We start from the raw sequence: 20,426 nt of genomic DNA on the forward strand, positions 1-20,426 counted from the left end.
TGCCGACGCTGCCGCGTCCACCGCAAGCCCGGCTCGCGATCCGTGACGACGTACGATCGCCCCTCAAGGTCGAGCCGGGATGGACGACACATACGCCAATTCCGAATTTCGGTAAAGTGGAATATTTTTGCGCGGATGGATTGACAGGATCCGCGGTGTTTTGCCCGACGTGCCATTCATGCAGCTACGATCCGCCGAAATCCCGTGGCGTGAAGGACAGGTCCATCACACTCCATTCCGCGTACTTGTCGGGCGGCAGCATCTTGTAGGGCTGGCACTCCTGAAGCGCGCTCATCGCGGATTTCACGATGGCGACACCCTTTGTCGACGGCGGGGCTTCGATCAGGATCGGCGGGCGCGCCAGCGTGCCGTCGGTGGCCATCACCGCGCGCAGCCTGATGCGGACGGCATCGGTCGCAGCGACCCCGGCGGGCAGCTTCGAACAGCTCCTGAGGTGACGGCGAAGCTCGGCGATGACCTCCGGCGGCAGCTTGGCTGCGATCGGGTCCTTGGCATCGCCGCCGTCATCCTCGGGGGCGTCTTTCGGCGCGGGCGGCAATGCGGGCGGCAGGCCCAATATCACACCATATTTGAGGGTGACGTCGGGCTCCGGTTGCTTATAGGCCGGCGGCGCGGCCTGTGGCTGCGGCATTGCGGGCGGTGGCTGCTGGGCTTGAGGTTGCTGAGGTTGCGACTGCGCGTTGGCCTCATGCTGCTTCGCCGCCTGCGACGGCTGAGGCTTCTGTTGCTGCGCCGGCTTCTCCGCGGCCTTCTCTTTGGCCGCGGGCTTGGGCGATGTGTCTGGCTTGTCCTTGTCGGTGAAGTCGAGCTTCGGCAACTTCAGCTCGGGGAGCGGCTCGGGCGGCTTCTGCTTCGTCTGCTCCTCCTTCGTCTGCTCCTGGGCCTTCTCTTCCGCCTTGGCCTCCTCCTGCTTCACCTGCTCCGGGGTGACGATATCGACCGCAACAGTCTCGGGCGGCGCGGGATGAAACGGACGGACCTCGCTGATCACGATGATCAGCGCCGCCAGCGTCAGATGCGCGATCGCCGACGCCGCAATGTCCGTCCGGATGATCTTCCGCAGTTCCATCGCCCGATCTTGGGTTGTCGCTTTGCTCCTAGCATACCGCGGCTCCCTCTCAATCCCATTTCGGCGCGAAGCCGAAATCGGTCAGGCGCCCCCTGGGGCTGGCGAGCGCGGCGATCTCCGCCATCTCGTCGGCCGAGAGCTCGAAATCGAAAATCTCGATGTTTTCCGACAGACGTTCGACACGCGAGGTTCTGGGAATGGCAGCCACATTCTGTTGCACCAGCCAGCGCAGGCAGACCTGCGCCGGCGTCTTGTGATGGGCGCGGCCGATGGCGGCGAGCGTCTGGTCGGCCTTGATCCGGCCCCTGGCGATCGGGCTATAGGCAACCAGCGCCATCCCGTGCTGGTCGCACGCCGCCCTCACCTTCGTCTGATCCAGATAAGGGTGATATTCGACCTGGTTGCAGACGAGCGGCTCACTTGACAGAGAGGCCGCCTGCTCGATCAGCGCCACCGTGAAATTGGAAACGCCGATGTGGCGCGTCAGGCCCATGCGCCTGGCATGCGCCAGCGCGCCCAGTGTCTCTTCCAGCGGCACGTGCGGATTGGGCCAGTGCAGCAGCACGAGGTCGACGTGGGGAAGCCGCAACCGCGCCAGGCTCTCCTTGACCGACCGTTCGAGATCGTGGGGTGCGAAATGATTGGTCCAGACCTTCGTGGTGACGAATACGTCGTCGCGGCGGACGCCGGAGGCGCGCAAGCCGTCGCCGACCTCGCGCTCATTGTCATAGACCTGTGCCGTATCGATGTGGCGGTAACCGAGCCGCAGCGCCTGCTCGACCACGCGCGCGCAGGTCCGCCCGCTCAGCTCCCAGGTGCCGAGCCCGATCGCCGGAATTCTTGCGCCATTGGCCTCGACGAACAGCATGAGGAATCCTCTCTGTTGCGGCAGCCCCTCACATCATTATGGACCCGGCAGGCCATTGTGCAACGGATGACGCCGGCCTCGGCAGCGGATCTTCAGCGCAATGCTAACGGGAGGTTCGTGCAAGACCTTGATGTCAGGCTTTGGCGAGCGCCTGGAAGACCGTGTCGGGCGCATGCGCGATCACGGCGAGCAGCGCGCGGGCGGGTCCGCGCGGAGCCCGCTTGCCCTGCTCCCAGTTGCGGATGGTCTCGACGGGCACGCCGAGCTTGGCGGCAAATTCCATCTGGGTCAGGCAGGCGCGCCGGCGCAAATCGCGCACCGCGAGCGGACCGGCCTCAGCCGGCGACGTTTCGACCGCGGTCTCGACTGGAGACGGCTGGACCGGAAACGGCTGGACGGGAAGTTCTTGCCCGTCCCGCAACTCAACGACCCGTCCGTCCGCCTTCAGCCGCAACCGCATGCTCATTCCCCTAAGCGCGGGGAATCATGCGGCAGGTCGCTTAAGGTCGGATTAAAGATGGGCTTGCAGTCATTCCGGGGCGCGCGGAGCGCGAGCCCGGAATCCATCAGGCAACGGATCCTGCGGATAAATGGATTCCGGGCTCGCGCCAAGTGGCGCGCCCCGGAATGACAGGGTGGAGCTAACCGCTACTTCAACCCGAACCACAGCGTTGCGATGCCGAGGAAGGAGAAAAAGCCGACCACATCGGTCACGGTCGTCACGAACGTGCCTGACGCCACGGCCGGATCGGCCCGGACGCGCTCGAGCGCCATCGGGATCAGGATGCCACCGAGCGCGCCGGCAACGAGGTTCACGATGATCGCAAGCCCGATGACGACGCCGAGCCCCGGGATCCTGAACCAGGCCACCGCGGCAATGCCCGTGATCACGGCAAAGCCAATGCCGTTGACGAGGCCGACCAGCGTCTCGCGGATCACCACGCGCCACGCGTTGGAGGAGCCGAGCTCACGCGTCGCGAGCGCCCGCACTGCGACGGTCATGGTCTGGGTCGCGGCGTTGCCGCCCTGGCTGGCGACGATCGGCGCCAGCACGGCGAGCGCCACCATCTTTTCGAGCTGGCCCTCGAACAGGCCGAGCACGGACGAGGCCAGGAAGGCGGTGGCGAGGTTGATCAGCAGCCAGTTGAAGCGACCGCGGGCAATGGTCAGAAACGTGTCCGACAGCTCTTCGTCGCTGGTGACGCCGCCCAGCGCCTTGAGATCTTCGTCCGCCTCCTCCTCGATGACGTCGACGACGTCGTCAACGGTGATGACGCCGACCAGGCGGTCCTGGGTGTCGAGCACGGGTACGGCGACGAGGTTATATTTGCCGAACATGCGCGCCACCTCCTCCTGGTCCTCCAGGACGGAGACGCGGCGGCGATCCTCGTCGGTCAACTCCGTGAGCGGCACCGGGCGGCGGGCGCGGAGCAGCACGTCGAGCGGAACCGCACCCTGCCAGTGCTGGTCCTTGTCGACGACGTAGATCTCGTAGAAGCGGTCAGGCAGATCGGGCGTATCGCGCATGTAATCGATCGCCTGCCCGACGGTGAAATCCTGCGGCACGGCGATGAACTCGGTCTGCATGCGCCGGCCGGCGGAGTTCTCCGGATACAGCAGGCTGCGCTCGAGCGCGACGCGCTCCTGCAGCGGCAACTTCTCGAGGATCTCCTCCTGCTCTTCCTCGTCGAGGGTTTCGAGCAGCTCGACCGCGTCGTCGGATTCCAGTTCGCGGACGCCCTCGGCTACGGTCTCGGGCGGCAGCTCGTCGAGGATTTCCTCGCGGACGGTCTCGTCGACCTCGTTCAGCGCGGAGAAGTCGAAGTCGGCGCCGGTCAGCTCGACAAGGCGAACGCGGTCATCCGGCGCGAGCGCCGCGATGAGATCGCCGAGATCGGCCTCGTGCAGATCGGCAACACAGCCGCGCAGCGCGGCGCTGTCGCCGGCCTCGATCGCGTGGGCAATTTCCTCGACGAATTCGTGCCGGATTTCGCCGTCTTCATTGCGCATCGGGACGTGGTCGAGTACCGAGGTCTCAGCGGAAGCGGCGCCGTCCATATGTTCGTCCATGGGAACGCCTCGCCGTTTGACAGGTTGCTGGTATTGGCTGACAGTCAGCCAATACCCACAAGGCAATCGCGGGCGCAATGGTAAAGATGCACCAACCGAAATGGACCTCGATCGCGATGAGCCTCGCCGTCGCCACGCTCGGCGCGATCGGCTCAGCCTCGGCCGCAGACTGCCCGCGGAGTGATGCGCTCGGCACCTCGCGCGTGCTGAGCGTCGATGCCAAGACCACGCCGCGCGTTGGCCTGAAGAGTTTTCCGCAGACGCTGCCGCTCGCCGATCGCGAGATCGTACTGACATTCGACGACGGCCCGCGTCCGCCGTCGACGAACAAGGTGCTGGCGGCGCTGGCGCAGGAATGCGTGCGCGCGACCTTCTTCCTGGTCGGCCGGAGCTCCACCGAATTTCCTGACCTCGTCAAGCGCATCGCCCGCGAGGGTCACACCATCGGCCACCACACCTGGTCGCATCCCTACATGGCACGGATTCCGGCCGAGACCGCGAAGTACGAGATCGACCACGGCATCGCCGCCGACGAGAAGGCGCTGTCCGGGGTCGCAACCACGACGCCGTCGACGCCGTTCTTCCGCTTCCCCTATTTCGAGTCCACGCCGGCCCAGCTCGACCTGCTCGAGCAGCGCGGCATCGTCGTGTTCGGGGCCGATTTCTGGGCCAGCGACTGGAACGACATGACGCCGGAACAGGAACTCAAGCTGATCACCGACCGCGTCACCGCCAACCGCAAGGGTATCATTCTGTTCCACGATGCCCAGGCGCGAACGGCAGCCATGATGCCGGACTTTCTGCGCTGGTTACGGGAGAACGGCTATCACATCGTCCACATCGTACCGGCGGGCACATCGCAGCAGAACGCCTCCGCGCATTGATGCCGGAATGTCACGCCCGACCAAAATGGGGTGATTTGAGCCCTATTAACACTCTGTTCATGCTACGCCATGCAATGATTGGGTGGTGCCCTTGGACGGTACTTGGCGGGAAAGGTCTTTGCCCCTGAACCGTTTCCGGGCATCTCCGACCTACGAATAGCGCAGTCGACGTAGATGAGGACAGACGGAATTCATGATCGGAAGTAGCGTTGTTGTTTGGACGCGATCGTGGACCGTCCTGCTCGGTGGCCTTTTCTTTGGGTTGCTGACCACGGCATCGCCGGCGGCATTCGCGGCCGAATGCCCCGGCCATCCCGACGCACTCGGCACCTCCCGCACCCTCGTCGTCGATCCCCGCGAGCATCCGCGCATCGGCACCATGCAGTACCGCGAGACACTGCCATTGAAGGACCACGAGGTGGTGCTGACCTTCGACGACGGTCCGCTGCCGAAATATTCCAACCAGGTACTCCAAATCCTCGCCGACGAGTGCATCAAGGCGACCTTCTTCATCATCGGCGAGCAGGCCAAGGCGAACCCGGAAGGCGTACGCAAGCTGGTCGCGGCGGGCCATACCGTCGGCACCCACAGCATGACCCATCCGCTGACGATGGACCGGATGCCGCTCGACAAGGCCGAGGCCCAGATCAACGGCGGCATCGAGTGGACGTCGGCTGCGATGACGGACCCGTCCAAGCTCGCGCCGTTCTTCCGCATTCCCGGCCTGATGCGCGCCGACGGCGTGGAAAATCATCTGATCTCGCGCGGCATCCAGGTGTGGAGCGCCGACTTCCCGGCCGACGACTGGCGGCACGTCTCGCCCGATCGCGTCTACCAGCTCGCGATCCAGCGGCTGGAAGCCAAGGGCAAGGGCATCCTGCTGCTGCACGACATCCAGCCGCGCACCGTGGCGGCGCTGCCAAAGATCATTCGCGACCTCAAGGCGCGCGGCTATCGCATCGTGAATGTGGTGCCCGCAACCGCCGACCAGCCGGCAACACCGACGACATCAGTGGAGTGGCTGCTGCATCCGCCGACGGAGACCACGCCGATTGCGCGCTGGCCCGTCGTTCCGAATTTCGTGTTCGCGCAGACCGCCGCGATGCCTGCGCCCGGCCTCGCCGATCTCAACGCGCAGACAGCGCACGAGCACGTGGTGTTGCCGCACAAGACCATGGCGCAGGCGGATGTCGCGTCCACCTTGCCCGCACCCGGCCGCGATCTCTTTGCGATCCCCGAGGGCTCGGTCGAGGTGCTGCTGTCGACCACCCTGTCGCGGCGTGCCGCGACGCGACTGGCGATGGCGGCCGAGACGCCGCGTGCCGGCAAGGGCAAGGCCGGCAAGATCCAGGCGCAGCGAACGGCGCGTGCCGCACACGCCGCGCCGAAGCACGCGGCTCAAGCCAAGACTCAAGCCAAGACTCAGGCCAAGGGCACGGCGCCGCGCCCGACCCGCGTCGCCACCAGCGTGAAGAAGCGCGCCTAGATTACTGCCGCATGATGGCGGCGACGCAGAGCAGCACGATCAGCGCCAGGAAGAACAGGTCCATGTAGGACTTGATCTCGCCGTCGCGGCGCAGCCGCCCGACGTCGGCGACGATCTGCTTGCGCGTGTTGGTCCCGCCCGAACCGTCGTTGATCGGCGCCTGAAGCCGCCTGGTCTCGGCTTCGAGCTTCTCGATCTTCTGGAAGAAGTAGAACGCACGCAGCGTGGAGGCCGCGCGCATGCCGGTATAGACCAGCACGAGGATCGCCACGGCCGCCCGGTGCTCGTACTTCTCCATGTAGTTCAGGCTGAAATAGACCATCGCCAGGAACAGGAAATTGGTCAGGAAGCGGTAGACGAAGCTTAGAAAGACCATGCTGGCTCCAGGCGAGAGAGGTCGCGCGAGGTCCGTCTACGCCAATTTTGTTTCAACAAGGATACCATCGCCCGCACGCTGCCGCCTTTTAGCCACGCGCCGCCACAATGCAAGCGAGAGCCGCAGGCCGCCGCCCGTTCCACGCGCCCTCGGCCGCGGCTCGATGGAGATTCGAGGCAAGCTACGCTAGACTGCCGCCGCCGCTTACGCCTGAGGTCTGCCGATGCCGAAGAAGGGAATCACGGGCCACGACGACTGGGTTCTGACCGAAGCGCTCGCAACCGCCCTGGTCGCGCTGGAGCAGCTCGAGGCCAAGCACCGGCCGAGCGCGCATATGGACGACATCCGCAAGATGCTGTCGCACGGCAAGGAGCCGAGCGCGGTGAGCCTGCACCTGGCCCAGGCCAAATGCCGCCTATTCCCGGAGACGGATCCGCTGGAGATCTACAAGGAATACGGCATCGGCGAGGAATATGGCTAGGCGATCTGCCTGCCCCTCAGGCGGTCCCATCCGACGTCATTTCAACGGCTTGCCATCGATCCTTCAGGCTCAGGCTTCACCTGAGCCGCAAGAGGCGCGTGCATTCATCGAAATCACACCATGACCAATGGGCCGGGCCGGCTTCCTCCGGGATCGATTCAATTTGAGGCAATGGCTTAGCGGCATCGCGAGGTCTTTCTGCGAGCCTCCCGTCCGGACGCCGATGGGGGACAGGCATGGCCGGATCTTGCAGGGAGCAACGCGACACCGCCGCACGGCTTTGCCGGTGGATGATGGCTGCCGCCGCCCTCGCCGCCGCCGTGCTGAACGGCGCGCCGGCCCACGCCTTCCTGGTCCGCCCGGCGCTGTTCGCTGCGATCGGAAGCACCACCAAGGCGCCGAACGGATGGTTGCAGCTCTGCGCCAGCAATGCCGAGGAATGCAAACCGGCCGCCGACCAGGCGCGCGATGTGACGCTGACGCCGGACCTGCTCCAGCAGCTCTATGACATCAACAAATACGTCAACGACCGCGTCACCTGGACCAGCGATGACGAGCTCTACGGCACAAGCGAACGCTGGGCCTATCCGCTCGACCGCGGCGATTGCGAGGACATGGTCCTGCTCAAGCGGCGGATGCTGGCCAAGGCCGGCTGGCCGATTGGCGCCCTGCTGATCACCGTCGTCGAGGAGCGCGGCCAAGAGAGACAAGGAGCGAAGACGCGTCACGCGGTGCTGACCGTCCGGTCCGACCGCGGCGAAATGATCCTCGACAACCAGACCCCGGAAATCCTGTTCTGGTACGAGACCAGCTATCGCTATCTGTCACGGCAGAGCGCTGATGACCCGAATGTCTGGGTGTCCTATGGCACCGGACAGGCCAAGCCGGCGATCGCGGTGGCGGCGACGCCGCTTCCCGTATCCAGCGCCTCGCCTTTGGAGCTGCCTCCCCCTCTGGGGATCAAGCCTTAGCCCTTTTCGGGGCGCCGAAGCCGCGGCTCCTGCCGTGCACGAAGCTGCTCTTCGTACTTCAGCTTCTCCAGTAACATGTCAGTAACAAGACGTCGCAATTGGGCGTTTTCCAGCTCGAGCTGCTTGATGAGCTGCTCGGAGCCGACCCTGTGCCGGGACGGCGAGCCGCCATTGACCCCGTCGTCCGGTTCGTCGGCCGTCTCCGGCGCTGGAGATCGGAGCATCTTCTTCCAGCGGTGGTAGGTCATGACGCTCACGCCGAGCGCCTTCGATATCTCGCGCTGGGTCTTGCCCTTGGCTGCGAGCTGATCCGCCTGGGCGAGCTTGTCCGATATTTCCTGCGAATCATGCCGCCTGCCGACCATCGCCACCCTCTTCAACCAATGTCCCTAACCACCCTAGTAAGCGCGGCGAGCCAACCTTTTCAATATGGTTATGAAGAGTTGGGCTGCGGCTGATCGGCATCGAACACGGCTTCGTGGCCTCGAGCAACACCAGGGGCGGTACAGCAACGAATGGCCAAGCACGGAAACGGATCGTCTGAGGTTGACCGGCGTTCCGGGGAAGCCCGCGGACGCAGCGCAAAATCAGCCCAATGTTTTTCAGCCAATGTCGTGTGGTGCGCTCGGAGGGCGGTCGCGTTCCCTGCGACTTCAATGGCTTATTCCACGAACCGGTCCTGCAGGCGGACGTGCCGATAAATAAGACAATTCAATAACTTGATCGGATCCAAGTCGTCGAGGCACCAACCGTCACGGCGGCCTGTGGCGACAATGCGGCCTGACGCGCTCGCCGGATCATCCCGACCTGGCGTGCGCAAAAATCTGCCGGGAGCCTGAGACCTTGCTGAGGCCCCGCCTCGAATCGCACCAGGTTCCTTAAAATGATGTTGCGGAACAAGATGATATTGCGAATATCCGGCTCGCCTTGACGACGCGGAGCGGCGCTAGTTCTGGTTGAAGGTCAGCATTTGTTCGTGCAGCCGTGATACGCGGACGCTACTATCAATCTTCAATCCAGAAATGCAGGCATGTTTGATTTTCTCAAATCGGTAATCGGCATCGGCAAGCCGGCGGGCGTGCCTGCCACCGAAGCCGACAACGCCACGGCCCGGGAGATCGTGATCGACCTCAAGCGGCTGGAGACGATCAGCCCGGACCTCGCCAAGCGCGCCATCGCCTATGTCTTGACGGGCGAAGCCAGTTCCGTGCTGCTTGAGCTCGAACAACAGGCAAATGCCGTCAACGCCGCTCTCAACCAATACCAGCACACGCCCGCGGCTCAGGCCGCGCAGCAGAAGGCAATTGCAGCCCGCGACAATGTTCTCAAGCGGCAACATGGACCCGAAGCGACGTGGATACGGCGCTACCTCGAGGTGCTCACGCAGCCTCACAAGGGCTCTCGCTACGGTGTCTTCGCCCATAAAGGGCCGAGCCCGTTGTGGCTTCGGGGCTTTTTTGCCCAGGGCCAACTCGGCCTGCATACGCGGCAAAAGCCAGCAACCGATCTCACGACAGTGCTGAGCTGGCGCGATACCGACGACAGTGCAACCGTGCTCGCGTTAGACCTGCTCGTTCTGGAGAAGACCCACCAATATTATCTTGGTCATCGCGACCTCGGATCACAGTTCGATTTCGAACATGGCCTGCTGGCGGAGAAGCCGGCGGTCATCGAGTCCTTTGCGAAATACGACCGTCCGAGCCAGGCCATTGTCATTCATGTTCTGAAGCAGTTCGGCGTGCTCAGAGACGACTATTTTCAGCTCGTCTACCAGCAATATTTGTTGTCCCCCAGCAAAGCCGTTCGTGAGGCAGCCCAGAACGCGCTGCTCGCCGCATCGCCCGAGACTCTGGCCGCCAGCGTGATGCAGACTCTGGCCGACGGCAATCCGACGGCGCGCGCGCAAGCCGCGCAGATCCTGCCGATGGTTATGGGCGAACGGGCACGACCATTACTCGAGAACCATCTCGCCAACGAAACCTCCAAGAACGTCCGCAAGGTCATCGAGCTCGGGCTCGGATCGTCATTCGTCAGCGCTGAAGCCGCCCAGACCGTGCGCACATTGCAGGGCGACGGCGCCGAAGGCTATCTCGCCGCTGACGGCACCGAAGTGCTCGCGCCGCCAGCTGCCGCGTTGCCGCCACCGACGCCGCTGTCCGACGACGTCAAGGCCGGGTACTACGCTTTGCTCGACAAGGCCCACGCCAATTCCATGAAGCATTACGAGCGACAAAAAGCGTATTACGAACAAGCCACGGCCGAGCAACGGAAATCCTGGTCAAAATCGGCTCTTCCAGTACCGCCTCAACCGGTCGACCGCGCCATCGCCGACCGATACTGCGCCTTCCTGGCGTCGAACGATCCGATCAATGAAACCGCAATCACCGCGATCGGGGTCGTCGGCCCCTTCGCACCCTACAACCCCGAGGCCGCGGCCGATCCGCCGTTCAGCAATCCGGACCTGACGCTGTGGCACCTGTGCCGCGCGAGGACAATTGAAACCTACCGGGCCAGCAATGCGCATTGGTACCTCGGGAACTTGCTGAATGGCCACGGAGCGATTCCGGCCGCCATTCATGCACGACTGACCAACGGCCTCGATCTGCGCTCGGTGACGGCGTTGATGCAGAAGGATCTGGAGCCCAACGAACTGGCGAAGCACGCGCTGAACGCCGGCCTTTCCGAAGACCTAGCTCCGGAAACGATCTGGCCCTATCTGGCGGCTCACTTCGATGTGCTTGACCAGGCGTTGGGGCAAGTAGCGGCAACGGATTTTCACGATCCGCCGGTGCAGAACGCCCTGGGCGTGCTTCGCGTGTTTCCGAAACTGCCAGCGCGCTATTTCAACACCGTCCTGACTCACGCGCTGTCGTCCAAGAAATCCTTCAACAAGCCCGCCCGTGGCTTGCTGCTGGAGGTCGACGGCATCGAGCAACGTCTGCTGCCGTTCCTTTCCGACAGCAAACAGGACATCCGTTCTGGTGTCGCCGAGATGCTCGGGGCCGTCGGCGCCGAGAGCGCCATCGGACCCATGCAGAAAGCACTCGGCAAGGAGAAGTCCGAACTGGTGCGGGCTGCCCTCCTCGGCGCGCTGCGACGGCTCAATGTCGACATCTCCGGCTACGTCTCGCCGGAGATCCTAATCAAGGACGCGGCCTCCGGTTTGAAAGGCAAGAAGGCCAAGGATATCGGCTGGTTTCCGCTCGACACCCTCCCCGCCCTCACCTGGGCGAGCGGCGGCGCAGTTCCGGCAGACGTGCCACGCTGGTGGATCGCGCTCGCGGGAAAGCTCGCGCAACCCGCCGGCAACGCGCTGTTCTCGCTCTGGCTCGATCAGCTCGCGCCCGAAAGCGCCGAGGCGCTCGGCCGCCACATCCTCGGTAGCTTCCTGCGCTATGACGCAGCGCATTGCTCCGAAGACGACGCCAATGCCCACGCCAAGGCCCACGCCCAGCAGCGCTACGAGCAATATCAGGACTATGCCAAGCGCTGGAACAACGAGTTCTACCGCTCCTATACATATGAGAAGGCGTTTGCCGATCTGCGCGCAGAAAAACTTGGGACCTATCTCAACAATGCCCAGGCCGATCGTGGCATCCTTGGGCTAGCGACGCGCGCGGAAGGCACCTTCGCGGTGCAGATGGTCCGCACCTATATGCGCGACCACTACAGGAGGACTGCGCAGGTCAAGGCGCTCGCGGAATATCTGAGCGGCCATACGTCGTCGGCCGCGCTCCAGATGCTGCTGTCGGTCGCCCGCCGCCATCGCACCAACGCGGTGCAGGTGCTGGCGCAATCGCTGGTCGAACGCCTTGCCGACGAACGGGACTGGACCACCGACGAACTGGCCGACCGCACCATCCCGACGGCAGGTCTCGACGAGCGCGCCATTCTCGACCTTGAAATCGGCAGCCGCCTCTATCAGGCCAAGCTTGATGCCGAAGACGTGCTGACGCTCTACAATCCTGACGGCAAGGTGGTGAAGAGCCTGCCCCAGGTCAGCGACGGGCCGGACAAGGAAAGCGCCGCGGAAGCCAAGAAGGCCCTCGCGAACGCCAAGAAGGAATTGAAGCAGGTTCACGAATTCCAGGCCAAGCGGCTGTACGAAGCGCTCTGCGTCGGACGCCGCTGGCAGCTTGCCGATTGGCAACGCTTCCTGCTCGAGCACCCGATCGTCGGACGCCTGGTGCAGCGCCTGATCTGGCTTGGCCTCGACGCGCAAGGCGACATCGTCACCTCGTTCCGGCCGCTCGAAGACCTGTCCCTGACCGACAGCAGCGACAATGCGGTCGATCCTGCCTCCTTCGCCACGGTCCAACTGGCGCATCGTTCACTGCTGACGGCCGAACAAAGCGAAAGCTGGAAACAGCACTTCGCGGACTACAAGGTTGAGCCGCTGTTCAACCAGTTGGATCGCCCGGTGCTGGCAAGCGCAGTCGGAGGCTCCATCGACGATCGGGCCGGATTCATCATCGAAGCGTTCAAGCTGCGCAGCGCGGCGCAAAAGCTGGGCTATGACCGCGCGCAGGCCGAAGACGGCGGCTGGTTCACGCAATACATCAAGCCGTTCGCCGGCATCGCGATCAACGCCGTGATCGAGTTCACAGGGTCGCCGCTTCCGGAAGAGAATCGTGCGGTGGCGCTGGTCGCGGCCAAATTCGTGCGTGCGCGCAAGGGGCAGCGGTCGAGCTACGGCGCGCAGCTGGCGCTCAACGAGGTACCGCCCGTGCTGTTGAGCGAAGTCTGGAACGACCTTCATCAGATTGCGGCCGCCGGCAGCGGCTTTGCCGCCGACTGGCGCAACAAGGTGGCCTGGTAATGGAACAACGAAATGCCCTGCAGCTTCGCCCCAGCGCCGAAGCCCGCTTCGCCGACGAGCTCTCGGCGCTGAAGGCGGCCGATCAGGGCCGGCGGCCGCCGGGATGGGCACTGTCCGCGCGCGCGGTCCGCAGTTTCATCCTTGGCGACAGCAAGCTCTCCATTCGCCGCAAGTTCTATGGCGACGACGCGCTGGTCGAACGCGCTTTGGTCGCCTTGATGAGCGAGCAAGGCCTGATGCTGGTGGGTGAGCCCGGCACCGCCAAATCGATGCTATCGGAATTGCTGGCCGCAGCGATCAGCGGCTCCTCCATGCTGGTGGTGCAAGGATCGACCGGCGTCACCGAGGACCACGTCCGCTACGGCTGGAACTATGCGCTGCTGATCGCCGAGGGCCCGACCCCGCGCGCGCTTGTCCCCTCGCCGGTAATGGAAGCGATGCGGCTTGGCCGTGTCGTGCGCATCGAGGAGCTGACGCGTTGTCCGCCCGAGATTCAGGATGTCCTAATCTCCGTGCTGTCGGAAAAGGTGATGGCGATACCCGAGCTCGGCGAGAGCGCCAGTGTCTATGCTGCGCCGGGCTTCTCGGTGATCGGTACCGCCAATCTCCGCGACCGGGGTGTGCATGAAATGTCGAGCGCGCTCAAACGCCGTTTCAACTTTGAAACCGTGCTTCCGCTGACTGACCCCGCCCTGGAATTGGAGTTGATCCGCCAGGAAGTCGACAAGCGGCTCGGCCGTGCCGACATTTCGGTGAACTTCCCCGACGAGGTCACCGATCTTCTCGTCACGACCTTCCAGGATTTGCGCCGGGGCCAGACCAGGGACCAGGTGCCGCTGTCAAAACCGTCGGCCGTGATGTCGACCGCGGAGGCCGTGAACATCGCCCACGCCGCCGCGCTCGAGGCGGCGTTTCTCGGCAATGGCGACGTCGGCGGCGCTCATATCGGGCGCCAGTTGCAGGGCGTCATTGTCAAAGACAATGCGGACGACGTGAAGAAGGTTCGCGCTTATGTCGACCACATCGTCAAGGAACGCGCCCGCCGCAGCAAGGTGTGGTCGGATTTTCTCAGCGCGGTGAAGGCGATGAAAGACGAGCGCTGAGGCTCACGGCATGAGCGTACTTGATCCGGCCGCAATCGCCGGCCGCCTGTTTGACACCGAACGTAAGCTTTACTTTTTCCCGATCCGTCATCACTCGCCCGCCTGCGCGCTGCATCTGCGCGACGCGCTGCGCGCCATCCGTCCCGCCGCAGTACTGATCGAGGGGCCGGTCGATTTCGAGCCGCTGATCGACGAGTTGCTAGCACCCGGCGTCGTGCCACCGGTGGCCATGGTAGCGCTGCCGGGCAGCGAGGCGCGAGCCGGCAAAGGCCGCAGCGGCACCACCTATTATCCGATTTGCAGCCATTCGCCTGAATATGTCGCGATCCAGGAAGCCCGCCAACTCGGTGCCGCCATCCGCTTCATCGACCTGCCATCCCGCCATCCCGCCATGCTGTCGGACGGTCGCGACAAGGACCAGCCGCTGCTACCGATGCGGGAGACCATCTTCGATCGCGGCGCCTATGTGCAGACAATGTGCGCGCGAACCGGCTTCCGCGATGGCCTGGCGTTATGGGACGGGCTGTTCGAGGCACGCGCCCGCAGCACCGACTGGCGCAGCTTCTTTGCGAGCGTCGGGGCCTATTGCGCGTCGTTGCGCGCCGCGTCTCACACGGATGAGTTGCTGGCCGACGGGACGCAGGCGCGCGAAGCCATGATGCGCGGCTGCATCCATGGTGCGATCGCAACGGCATCGGGACCCATCGCCGTCGTGACCGGCGGCTTTCACACACCAGCGTTGATCGACGCGCAACCGGAAACGTCACAGCCGGACGGGACCAACAGCCGCTCCGATGCATGGCTCATCCGCTACGACTTTCGTGCGCTCGACCGGCTGAACGGCTACGGCGCCGGTCTTCCGCTGCCCGGCTTCTACGAACGCGTCTGGGAGCGCCTGATCGGCGCGAATGGCGAGGCCGAGAGCTCGCTGACCGAGGAGATCCTGACGAGCTTTCGCGCCCATCTGATCGCGAACGAACCGGCGCTGGCGTTCCCGTTCCCGACCCTGCGCGCCATGGTCGAAACGGCAAGGCGTCTTGCCGATCTGCGCGAACTGTCCGAGCCCGGGCGCACCGAGCTGTTCGACGCGGTGCAATCGTCGGCCATCAAGGAGGAGATCGAACTCGGCAGTCATCCGCTGCTGGCCGCCTTCACCACATTTCTCGGTGGCGACCGGCTGGGAGACCTGCCTCCCGGCAGCCGGCTGCCGCCGCTGATCCAGCGCGCGCGCGGCGAAGCCAGAGCGCACGGCCTGTCTCTCGAAGACGCCGTGCCCAAGACACGCGAGCTCGATATCTATCGCAAGCCACGGCATACCCAGGCCAGCCGGTTTCTGCACGCGATGCGGCTGGTGGCGCCCGCCTTCGCCCAGCGCGTTAAGGGCCCCGACAGGGTCCATGGCTTTCGCGCCGATACCTTGATGGAGACCTGGACCTACGCCTGGTCCCCCGTAGTCGAGGCATCCCTGATCGAGCGGGCAGCCGACGGTGAAACCGTGCAAGACGTCGCCGCCGCGATCCTGATCCGGCGTCTCGCCGATCTCGAAAAAGAGGGCCAGAGCAACAACACCGAGGCGGCGTTCAACCTGCTCAGCACTGCCTTCGATGCCGGGATCGGCGGCGCCGCCGATACGCTGATGGCCGCCGTCAGCGCCGCGGTCGGCGCCGATACCAATCTCTTGCGCCTGACCAATGCCCTGGTCATAGGCGAGGGCCTCGATGGCCGGGCGAAGGCCATGCACTCCGACGCGACCGTCCGGGCATTTGCATCCCTGCTCACGCCCCTGCTCGATCGGCTGGCGCGCCGCATCGCCGAGCTGCTGCCCGACCTTGCCGCCGTCGATGCCGACCATGTTGGCGAAGCAACGCAGTGCCTTGCGGCCCTGGTCGAGGCGATGGCCGATCCCGATCCGCCGTTTCCGACGCAACCGCTTCGCGATGCCCTTGCGCAGCTCCTGAGCGCGCAGCTCGATCCGCAACTGACCGGCGCCGTGATCGCGGTTGCCGCCTCGATCGGGCAGATCGATGAAACCGAAGCGGGTCGACGCCTGTCGGCCGCGCTGGCAGGCGCATTCGAACGCCCCGGCGAGGCCATCCGCACGCTGTCGGGAGTGATGGCACTTGCGCCGCAGCTGTTCGTCAATGACAGCGGCGTCATCGCGGCCGTCGACGATCTGTTCGGTGCCGTGGACGACCAGGGCTTCCTCGCGCTGCTGCCGCAACTGCGCATGGCGTTCGCCGAACTCAGTCCACATGAGACCGATCGTGTGGCCGCCGTCGTCGCAGCTGCGCACCGCGCCGGCGACGACGACATCGCCGTGCTGCAGCAGGTCCCGGATGCTCGCGTGCTGTCGGATCACCTCGCACTCAGCGAACGGCTGCGCAACCGGTGGCGCGAGGACGGTCTGGCGCAGTGGCTGGAGCAGGCGCCATGACGTCGCCAAACGACGGGACGACGCGATTATCAGCGGAGCAGACACGCCGCCTGCTGCGCTGGCGCATGGCGCTGGGGCGCTACGCCGACAACCGGCTCAGCATTTCGGGCCTCTCGGCCGAAGATCTGCGGCGCGATCAATTGCTCGAGCGCATCTATGCCGAACGCGGACGCCAGCGCGGCCTGCGCATGGGCAGCGGCCGCAAAGGCTCGCTCGATCCGAGCCAGATCACCATTCCCGACTGGCTCACCGACAGCCGCCGCCTGTTTCCGGGCTCGGTATTCGAGACCATTCAGGGCCATGCGCTGAATGATCTCGGGCTCGCCGGTCTGTTCGCCGATCCGGCCGCGCTCGAGAAGTTGCAGCCCAATCTCGACCTGATGAAGGTGCTGCTCGCATTCAAGGGAAAGGCGGACAGGAACCTGGTCGATGCGATCCGCCGGGTCGTCGATGTCGTGGTCGAAGAGTTGAAGCGGAAACTGAAGGCGGAGATGGACCGCGCTCTGTCGGGCCGGCGCGATCGGTTTCGCCGCGGCAAGCTGCGATCAGCCGCTAATCTCGATCTCCGCCGCACCATCCGCGACAATCTGCGCCATTTTGATCCCGAGCGTAACGCCGTCATCGCCGAGCGGCTGCATTTCGTGTCCCGGCAGAAGCGCCGCATGCCGTGGACGATCATCCTGTGCGTCGATCAGAGCGGGTCGATGCTGAATTCGCTTATCCACGCCACCGTGATGGCCTCGATCCTTGCAGGCCTGCCGGCCGTCGACGTGCGCTTCGTCGCCTTCGATACCTCGATCGTCGACATGTCCGACAAGCTTGCCGATCCGGTCGACCTGCTGCTCTCGGTCCAGCTCGGCGGCGGCACCGACATCGCGCGCGCAATGACCTATTGCGAGAGCCTCGTCGTCAATCCGAGCCGCACCGTCATCGCGCTGATCAGCGATTTCGAGGAAGGCGGCTCGCTCGCCGAGCTGCTGCGCTGCGTGCGCCGCCTGGCGGAAGCTCGCACCAAGCTGATTGGCTTGGCCGCGCTCGACACCGACGGCACAGCCGTCTTCAATCGCACCGCCGCCGAGAAATTAGCAGGCCTTGGCATGCATGTCGCGGCGATGACGCCCGACCGCTTCGCCGAATGGCTGGTCGGCGTCATGGACTGAGGCCTGGCACAATCATGTCCGCGCTCATCCCGCTCTATGCCGAGATCGACGATGCCACCCTGGAGGCGACGGCGTCCAAAGGCATCGTTCGCCGCGCGGGTGCCGACGCGGTCAATGTGCAGTTCGAAAAGATCGGCGCCGATGAGATCGTCGGCCGCATCGAAGACGCCACGGTGCGGCTCGACGACAAGGGCCTCGGCAAGGCACGCTGCACGTGCCCGGCCGCGACCGTCTGCCGGCACAAGATCGCCGTCGTGCTGGCGCTGCGCGCCAGGGCCGGCGAATCTCAGGCCGCCGCACCGGTGGTCGAGACGGATTGGCCGGCCCGGCTCGCGACGTTCGATCGCAAAACCCTCCAGAGCGCAGTCGGCAAGACCGGACTGCGCGAAGCCATCAGGCTGCTGGCCCTCGCCGAACTTGCGACGATCGAGCCCAGCCGGGCCTCGCTCAGGGTCGTGGTGCGATCGAATGCCGAGGAGATCGAGATCGTGATTCCCGGCCAGGGCGGTTTTGGCGCGATCGCATCCGCCCTGCCCGAGCGCCGCCGGCCGGCCGGCCACGCCGCTGCCATCCTCGCAGCGCGCCAGCATTTCGGCCACGAGGCGATCGAGCTCGACGATGCAGAAGCCGTCGCCGATCAGGGCGGATTCGTTCTGGATGGCCCGTTGCTCGCCGCCATGCGGGACGCAGTCTGCCGTGCCTACGCGCAGGGGTTTGCAGTCCCCTCTCGCGCGCTCGAAGAGCGGCTGACCTTGCTTGCGGTGTCTGGCCGCGCCGAGGCTATGCCGCGTCTTTCCGCGAGCCTGCGGCGCATTGCCGAGGGGCTCGACCAGCGGCGGTCCCGCAACGTCAACCACGACCCGGTGGAATTGCTGCGTGAGATCGCATCAGCCCATGCGCTGCTCTATGCGATGTCGCAGACCGGGGATGAGGCGCGGTTGCGCCGGCTTGCTGGCAAGGCGCGCGCCGAATACGAGCCGGTCGGCGATTTTGACCTGATCGGGCTTGGCGCGACCCTGTTCGAGACAATCACGGGTGCGGTTGGTGTGACCAGCCATTTCGTCGAACCGGCGACAGGGCAGCGCTTCACGGCCACGTTGGCCAGGGCCACGACCCACGACACACGCTTTGACCCGCGCGCGGCCTATCAGACCCAGGCGATCTGGGGCCACACACTGGCCCGGCTGTCGTCGGCGACTTTCCGCCTGTCCGGCGCGCAGGCGTCTTCCACCGGCCGGCTCTCGCTGTCGCAGACAAGCCGCGCCGAGACGGTCCAGCCATTTCGACCAAACCGCGACGCGATTGCGGCTTGGGCTCAGGATCACACGAGTCCGCTTGCCGGTCTCGCTTACGTGTCCTGGCCGATGCTTGCCGACCATCTCGCCCGGCAGTTCGCACCTTCGCTCGATGCGCCGCCGCTGTCGGCACAGCCCGTCGTGCTGCTGCCGAGCCGAGTAGCGCCGGTGGCCTTTGACGATCTGACGCAGCGGCTGCGCTGGCCGCTGATGGACGCAGGCGGCGCCTGGATCTCGCTCACGCTCGATCATGACGACGAGGGACGCGGCCTTGGCGCCAGCCGCATCGTGGCTCTCGAGGCTGCGATCGGCGATGGCGGCACCAAGCGGCCATTTGCTATCGTCGCGCTGGCCCGGCCCGAGGCTGGAAAGATGACGCTGGAGCCGATGGCGCTCTGGGGAGACCAGCAGACCTCGCTCGATTTCCCTGAGCGCGCTCCTGTGACGACCGACGTGGTCTCGCGCATCATGGCGGGCCTGCGCAGGAAAGTGGTCCAGTTCGCTCCACCGCCGCCCGCAGACGTCACGGTGCGCCAGACGACTCAGTTGCTGCAAACCGGCGTCGATGCGTTGATCAGCTTCGCGGAAGCCGGTCTCCATGCCTCGGCCCAACAGAAGCTGCTGGCTCCGCTGGCACAGACCTATCAGCTTGCTTCGCTAAATCCCCTGGCCCAGCTCTTTTTGCGCACCCTCGCCAGCCGCGAAGGCGACGTCCCCCCCGCGGCCCTGGCCTCGGCCCAGGGATTGTTCACGCTGCAAAACCTCACCGGCCGCCTTCAGGTCTGGACCTGATCAGCGCGACAAGCAGGGCCGCGACAAAGCCGCGGTCATGCTCAAAAAAAGCGTAGGATTTCAGTGCCACATTTGGGTGGTGCGCTCGGAGGGACTCGAACCCCCACGGTGTTACCCACTGCCACCTCAAGGCAGCGCGTCTACCAGTTCCGCCACGAGCGCAAGAAGATACCGGCCTGAGGTCGTTGGCTGGCCGGATCAGCGGCCGCCGATCTAACAAATCCATCAGGGGGATACAAGCCTGCAAAGACCCTGAATTCCACAAGCTTGGCGTGAAACTCACGTCTTGGCCCGAATTGGCCCTATCGGGTCCCCCTACCGCGTGCCCGGGCCGCTACCGCGTGCCGGGCGTCCGCGGCAGCATTTGTTTGACCTCGACCGCGATCCGGTTGCGGTCGACCAGCACGACGCCGGAGGCGACCGGCAGATTGTTGGCGAGAACCTTGACCTCGTCGGCCTCGGTTGCATCCAGCTCGATGATGGCGCCGCGGGAAAGACGTAATACTTGATGGATCGGCATGGTGGTCGTCCCGAGGACGACCATGAGATCCACGGTGACTTTATCGAGTGTGGGCACTGTCAGGACCACCGCAACTG

16 protein-coding genes and 1 tRNA gene are annotated in these 20,426 nt (G+C 64.9%); 9 read left to right on the forward strand and 8 right to left on the reverse strand.

Going from position 1 to position 20,426, the window contains the following annotated elements; all coding sequences use genetic code 11:
* Positions 1-184: 184 nt before the first annotated feature.
* From M2427_RS09720 to mgtE, 4 genes are all read right to left on the reverse strand, one after another.
* A complete protein-coding gene (locus M2427_RS09720) occupies positions 185-1,090 on the reverse strand; it encodes a hypothetical protein (protein WP_280706046.1) in 906 nt (301 codons plus the stop codon).
* A gap of 49 nt (positions 1,091-1,139) precedes the next feature.
* A complete protein-coding gene (locus M2427_RS09725; RefSeq protein ID WP_280706047.1) occupies positions 1,140-1,958 on the reverse strand; it encodes an aldo/keto reductase in 819 nt (272 codons plus the stop codon).
* A 133-nt stretch (positions 1,959-2,091) separates the two neighbouring features.
* The gene (locus M2427_RS09730; RefSeq protein WP_280706048.1) at positions 2,092-2,424 is read right to left on the reverse strand and encodes a helix-turn-helix domain-containing protein; all 333 of its coding nucleotides are present in this window, start codon (positions 2,422-2,424) and stop codon (positions 2,092-2,094) included.
* Between the two features lie 182 nt (positions 2,425-2,606).
* Positions 2,607-4,028, reverse strand: coding sequence for a magnesium transporter (gene mgtE / locus M2427_RS09735; protein ID WP_280706049.1), 1,422 nt, complete (start codon positions 4,026-4,028; stop codon positions 2,607-2,609).
* A gap of 116 nt (positions 4,029-4,144) precedes the next feature.
* Between mgtE and M2427_RS09740 the strand changes: the two genes are divergently transcribed.
* Positions 4,145-4,912, forward strand: a complete 768-nt coding sequence (locus tag M2427_RS09740; protein ID WP_280706422.1) for a polysaccharide deacetylase family protein — start codon at positions 4,145-4,147, stop codon at positions 4,910-4,912.
* 193 nt (positions 4,913-5,105) lie between these two features.
* Positions 5,106-6,398 (forward strand): polysaccharide deacetylase family protein, encoded by a 1,293-nt coding sequence (locus tag M2427_RS09745; protein ID WP_280706051.1) that lies wholly within the window; start codon positions 5,106-5,108, stop codon positions 6,396-6,398.
* Between the two features lies 1 nt (position 6,399).
* Here M2427_RS09745 and M2427_RS09750 read toward each other — a convergent pair whose 3' ends face one another.
* On the reverse strand, positions 6,400-6,774 hold the full coding sequence (locus M2427_RS09750) for a hypothetical protein (protein WP_280706052.1): 375 nt from the start codon (positions 6,772-6,774) through the stop codon (positions 6,400-6,402).
* A 223-nt stretch (positions 6,775-6,997) separates the two neighbouring features.
* Between M2427_RS09750 and M2427_RS09755 the strand changes: the two genes are divergently transcribed.
* Positions 6,998-7,255 (forward strand): hypothetical protein, encoded by a 258-nt coding sequence (locus M2427_RS09755; protein WP_280706053.1) that lies wholly within the window; start codon positions 6,998-7,000, stop codon positions 7,253-7,255.
* 236 nt (positions 7,256-7,491) lie between these two features.
* Positions 7,492-8,226, forward strand: coding sequence for a transglutaminase-like cysteine peptidase (locus M2427_RS09760; protein ID WP_280706054.1), 735 nt, complete (start codon positions 7,492-7,494; stop codon positions 8,224-8,226).
* Here M2427_RS09760 and M2427_RS09765 read toward each other — a convergent pair.
* A complete protein-coding gene (locus M2427_RS09765; RefSeq protein WP_280706423.1) occupies positions 8,223-8,591 on the reverse strand; it encodes a helix-turn-helix domain-containing protein in 369 nt (122 codons plus the stop codon). The two genes, M2427_RS09760 and M2427_RS09765, sit on opposite strands and share 4 nt — an antisense overlap.
* Positions 8,592-9,256: 665 nt before the next feature.
* Here M2427_RS09765 and M2427_RS09770 point away from each other — a divergent pair.
* From M2427_RS09770 to M2427_RS09790, 5 genes are read left to right on the forward strand one after another with little or no spacing between them, the layout of a single operon-like run.
* Positions 9,257-13,045 (forward strand): DUF4132 domain-containing protein, encoded by a 3,789-nt coding sequence (locus M2427_RS09770; protein ID WP_280706055.1) that lies wholly within the window; start codon positions 9,257-9,259, stop codon positions 13,043-13,045.
* Positions 13,045-14,148 (forward strand): AAA family ATPase, encoded by a 1,104-nt coding sequence (locus M2427_RS09775; protein ID WP_280706056.1) that lies wholly within the window; start codon positions 13,045-13,047, stop codon positions 14,146-14,148. The genes M2427_RS09770 and M2427_RS09775 overlap by 1 nt, the downstream gene beginning before the upstream one ends.
* A gap of 10 nt (positions 14,149-14,158) precedes the next feature.
* Entirely contained in the window at positions 14,159-16,582 is a 2,424-nt protein-coding gene (locus M2427_RS09780) for a DUF5682 family protein (protein WP_280706058.1), read from the forward strand.
* Complete coding sequence (locus M2427_RS09785) at positions 16,579-17,742, forward strand: VWA domain-containing protein (protein WP_280706059.1); 1,164 nt, start codon at positions 16,579-16,581, stop codon at positions 17,740-17,742. Before M2427_RS09780 ends, M2427_RS09785 begins: the two co-directional genes overlap by 4 nt.
* A gap of 14 nt (positions 17,743-17,756) precedes the next feature.
* On the forward strand, positions 17,757-19,829 hold the full coding sequence (locus tag M2427_RS09790; RefSeq protein WP_280706060.1) for an SWIM zinc finger domain-containing protein: 2,073 nt from the start codon (positions 17,757-17,759) through the stop codon (positions 19,827-19,829).
* A 77-nt stretch (positions 19,830-19,906) separates the two neighbouring features.
* Here M2427_RS09790 and M2427_RS09795 read toward each other — a convergent pair.
* Both M2427_RS09795 and M2427_RS09800 read right to left on the reverse strand, forming a co-directional pair.
* Positions 19,907-19,991 (reverse strand) — tRNA-Leu (locus tag M2427_RS09795).
* 172 nt (positions 19,992-20,163) lie between these two features.
* A complete protein-coding gene (locus M2427_RS09800; RefSeq protein WP_011088012.1) occupies positions 20,164-20,406 on the reverse strand; it encodes a FliM/FliN family flagellar motor switch protein in 243 nt (80 codons plus the stop codon).
* Positions 20,407-20,426 lie beyond the last annotated feature (20 nt).

Source organism: Bradyrhizobium sp. BR13661 (assembly GCF_029892425.1).
In the GTDB taxonomy this organism is placed as follows: Bacteria; Pseudomonadota; Alphaproteobacteria; order Rhizobiales; family Xanthobacteraceae; genus Bradyrhizobium.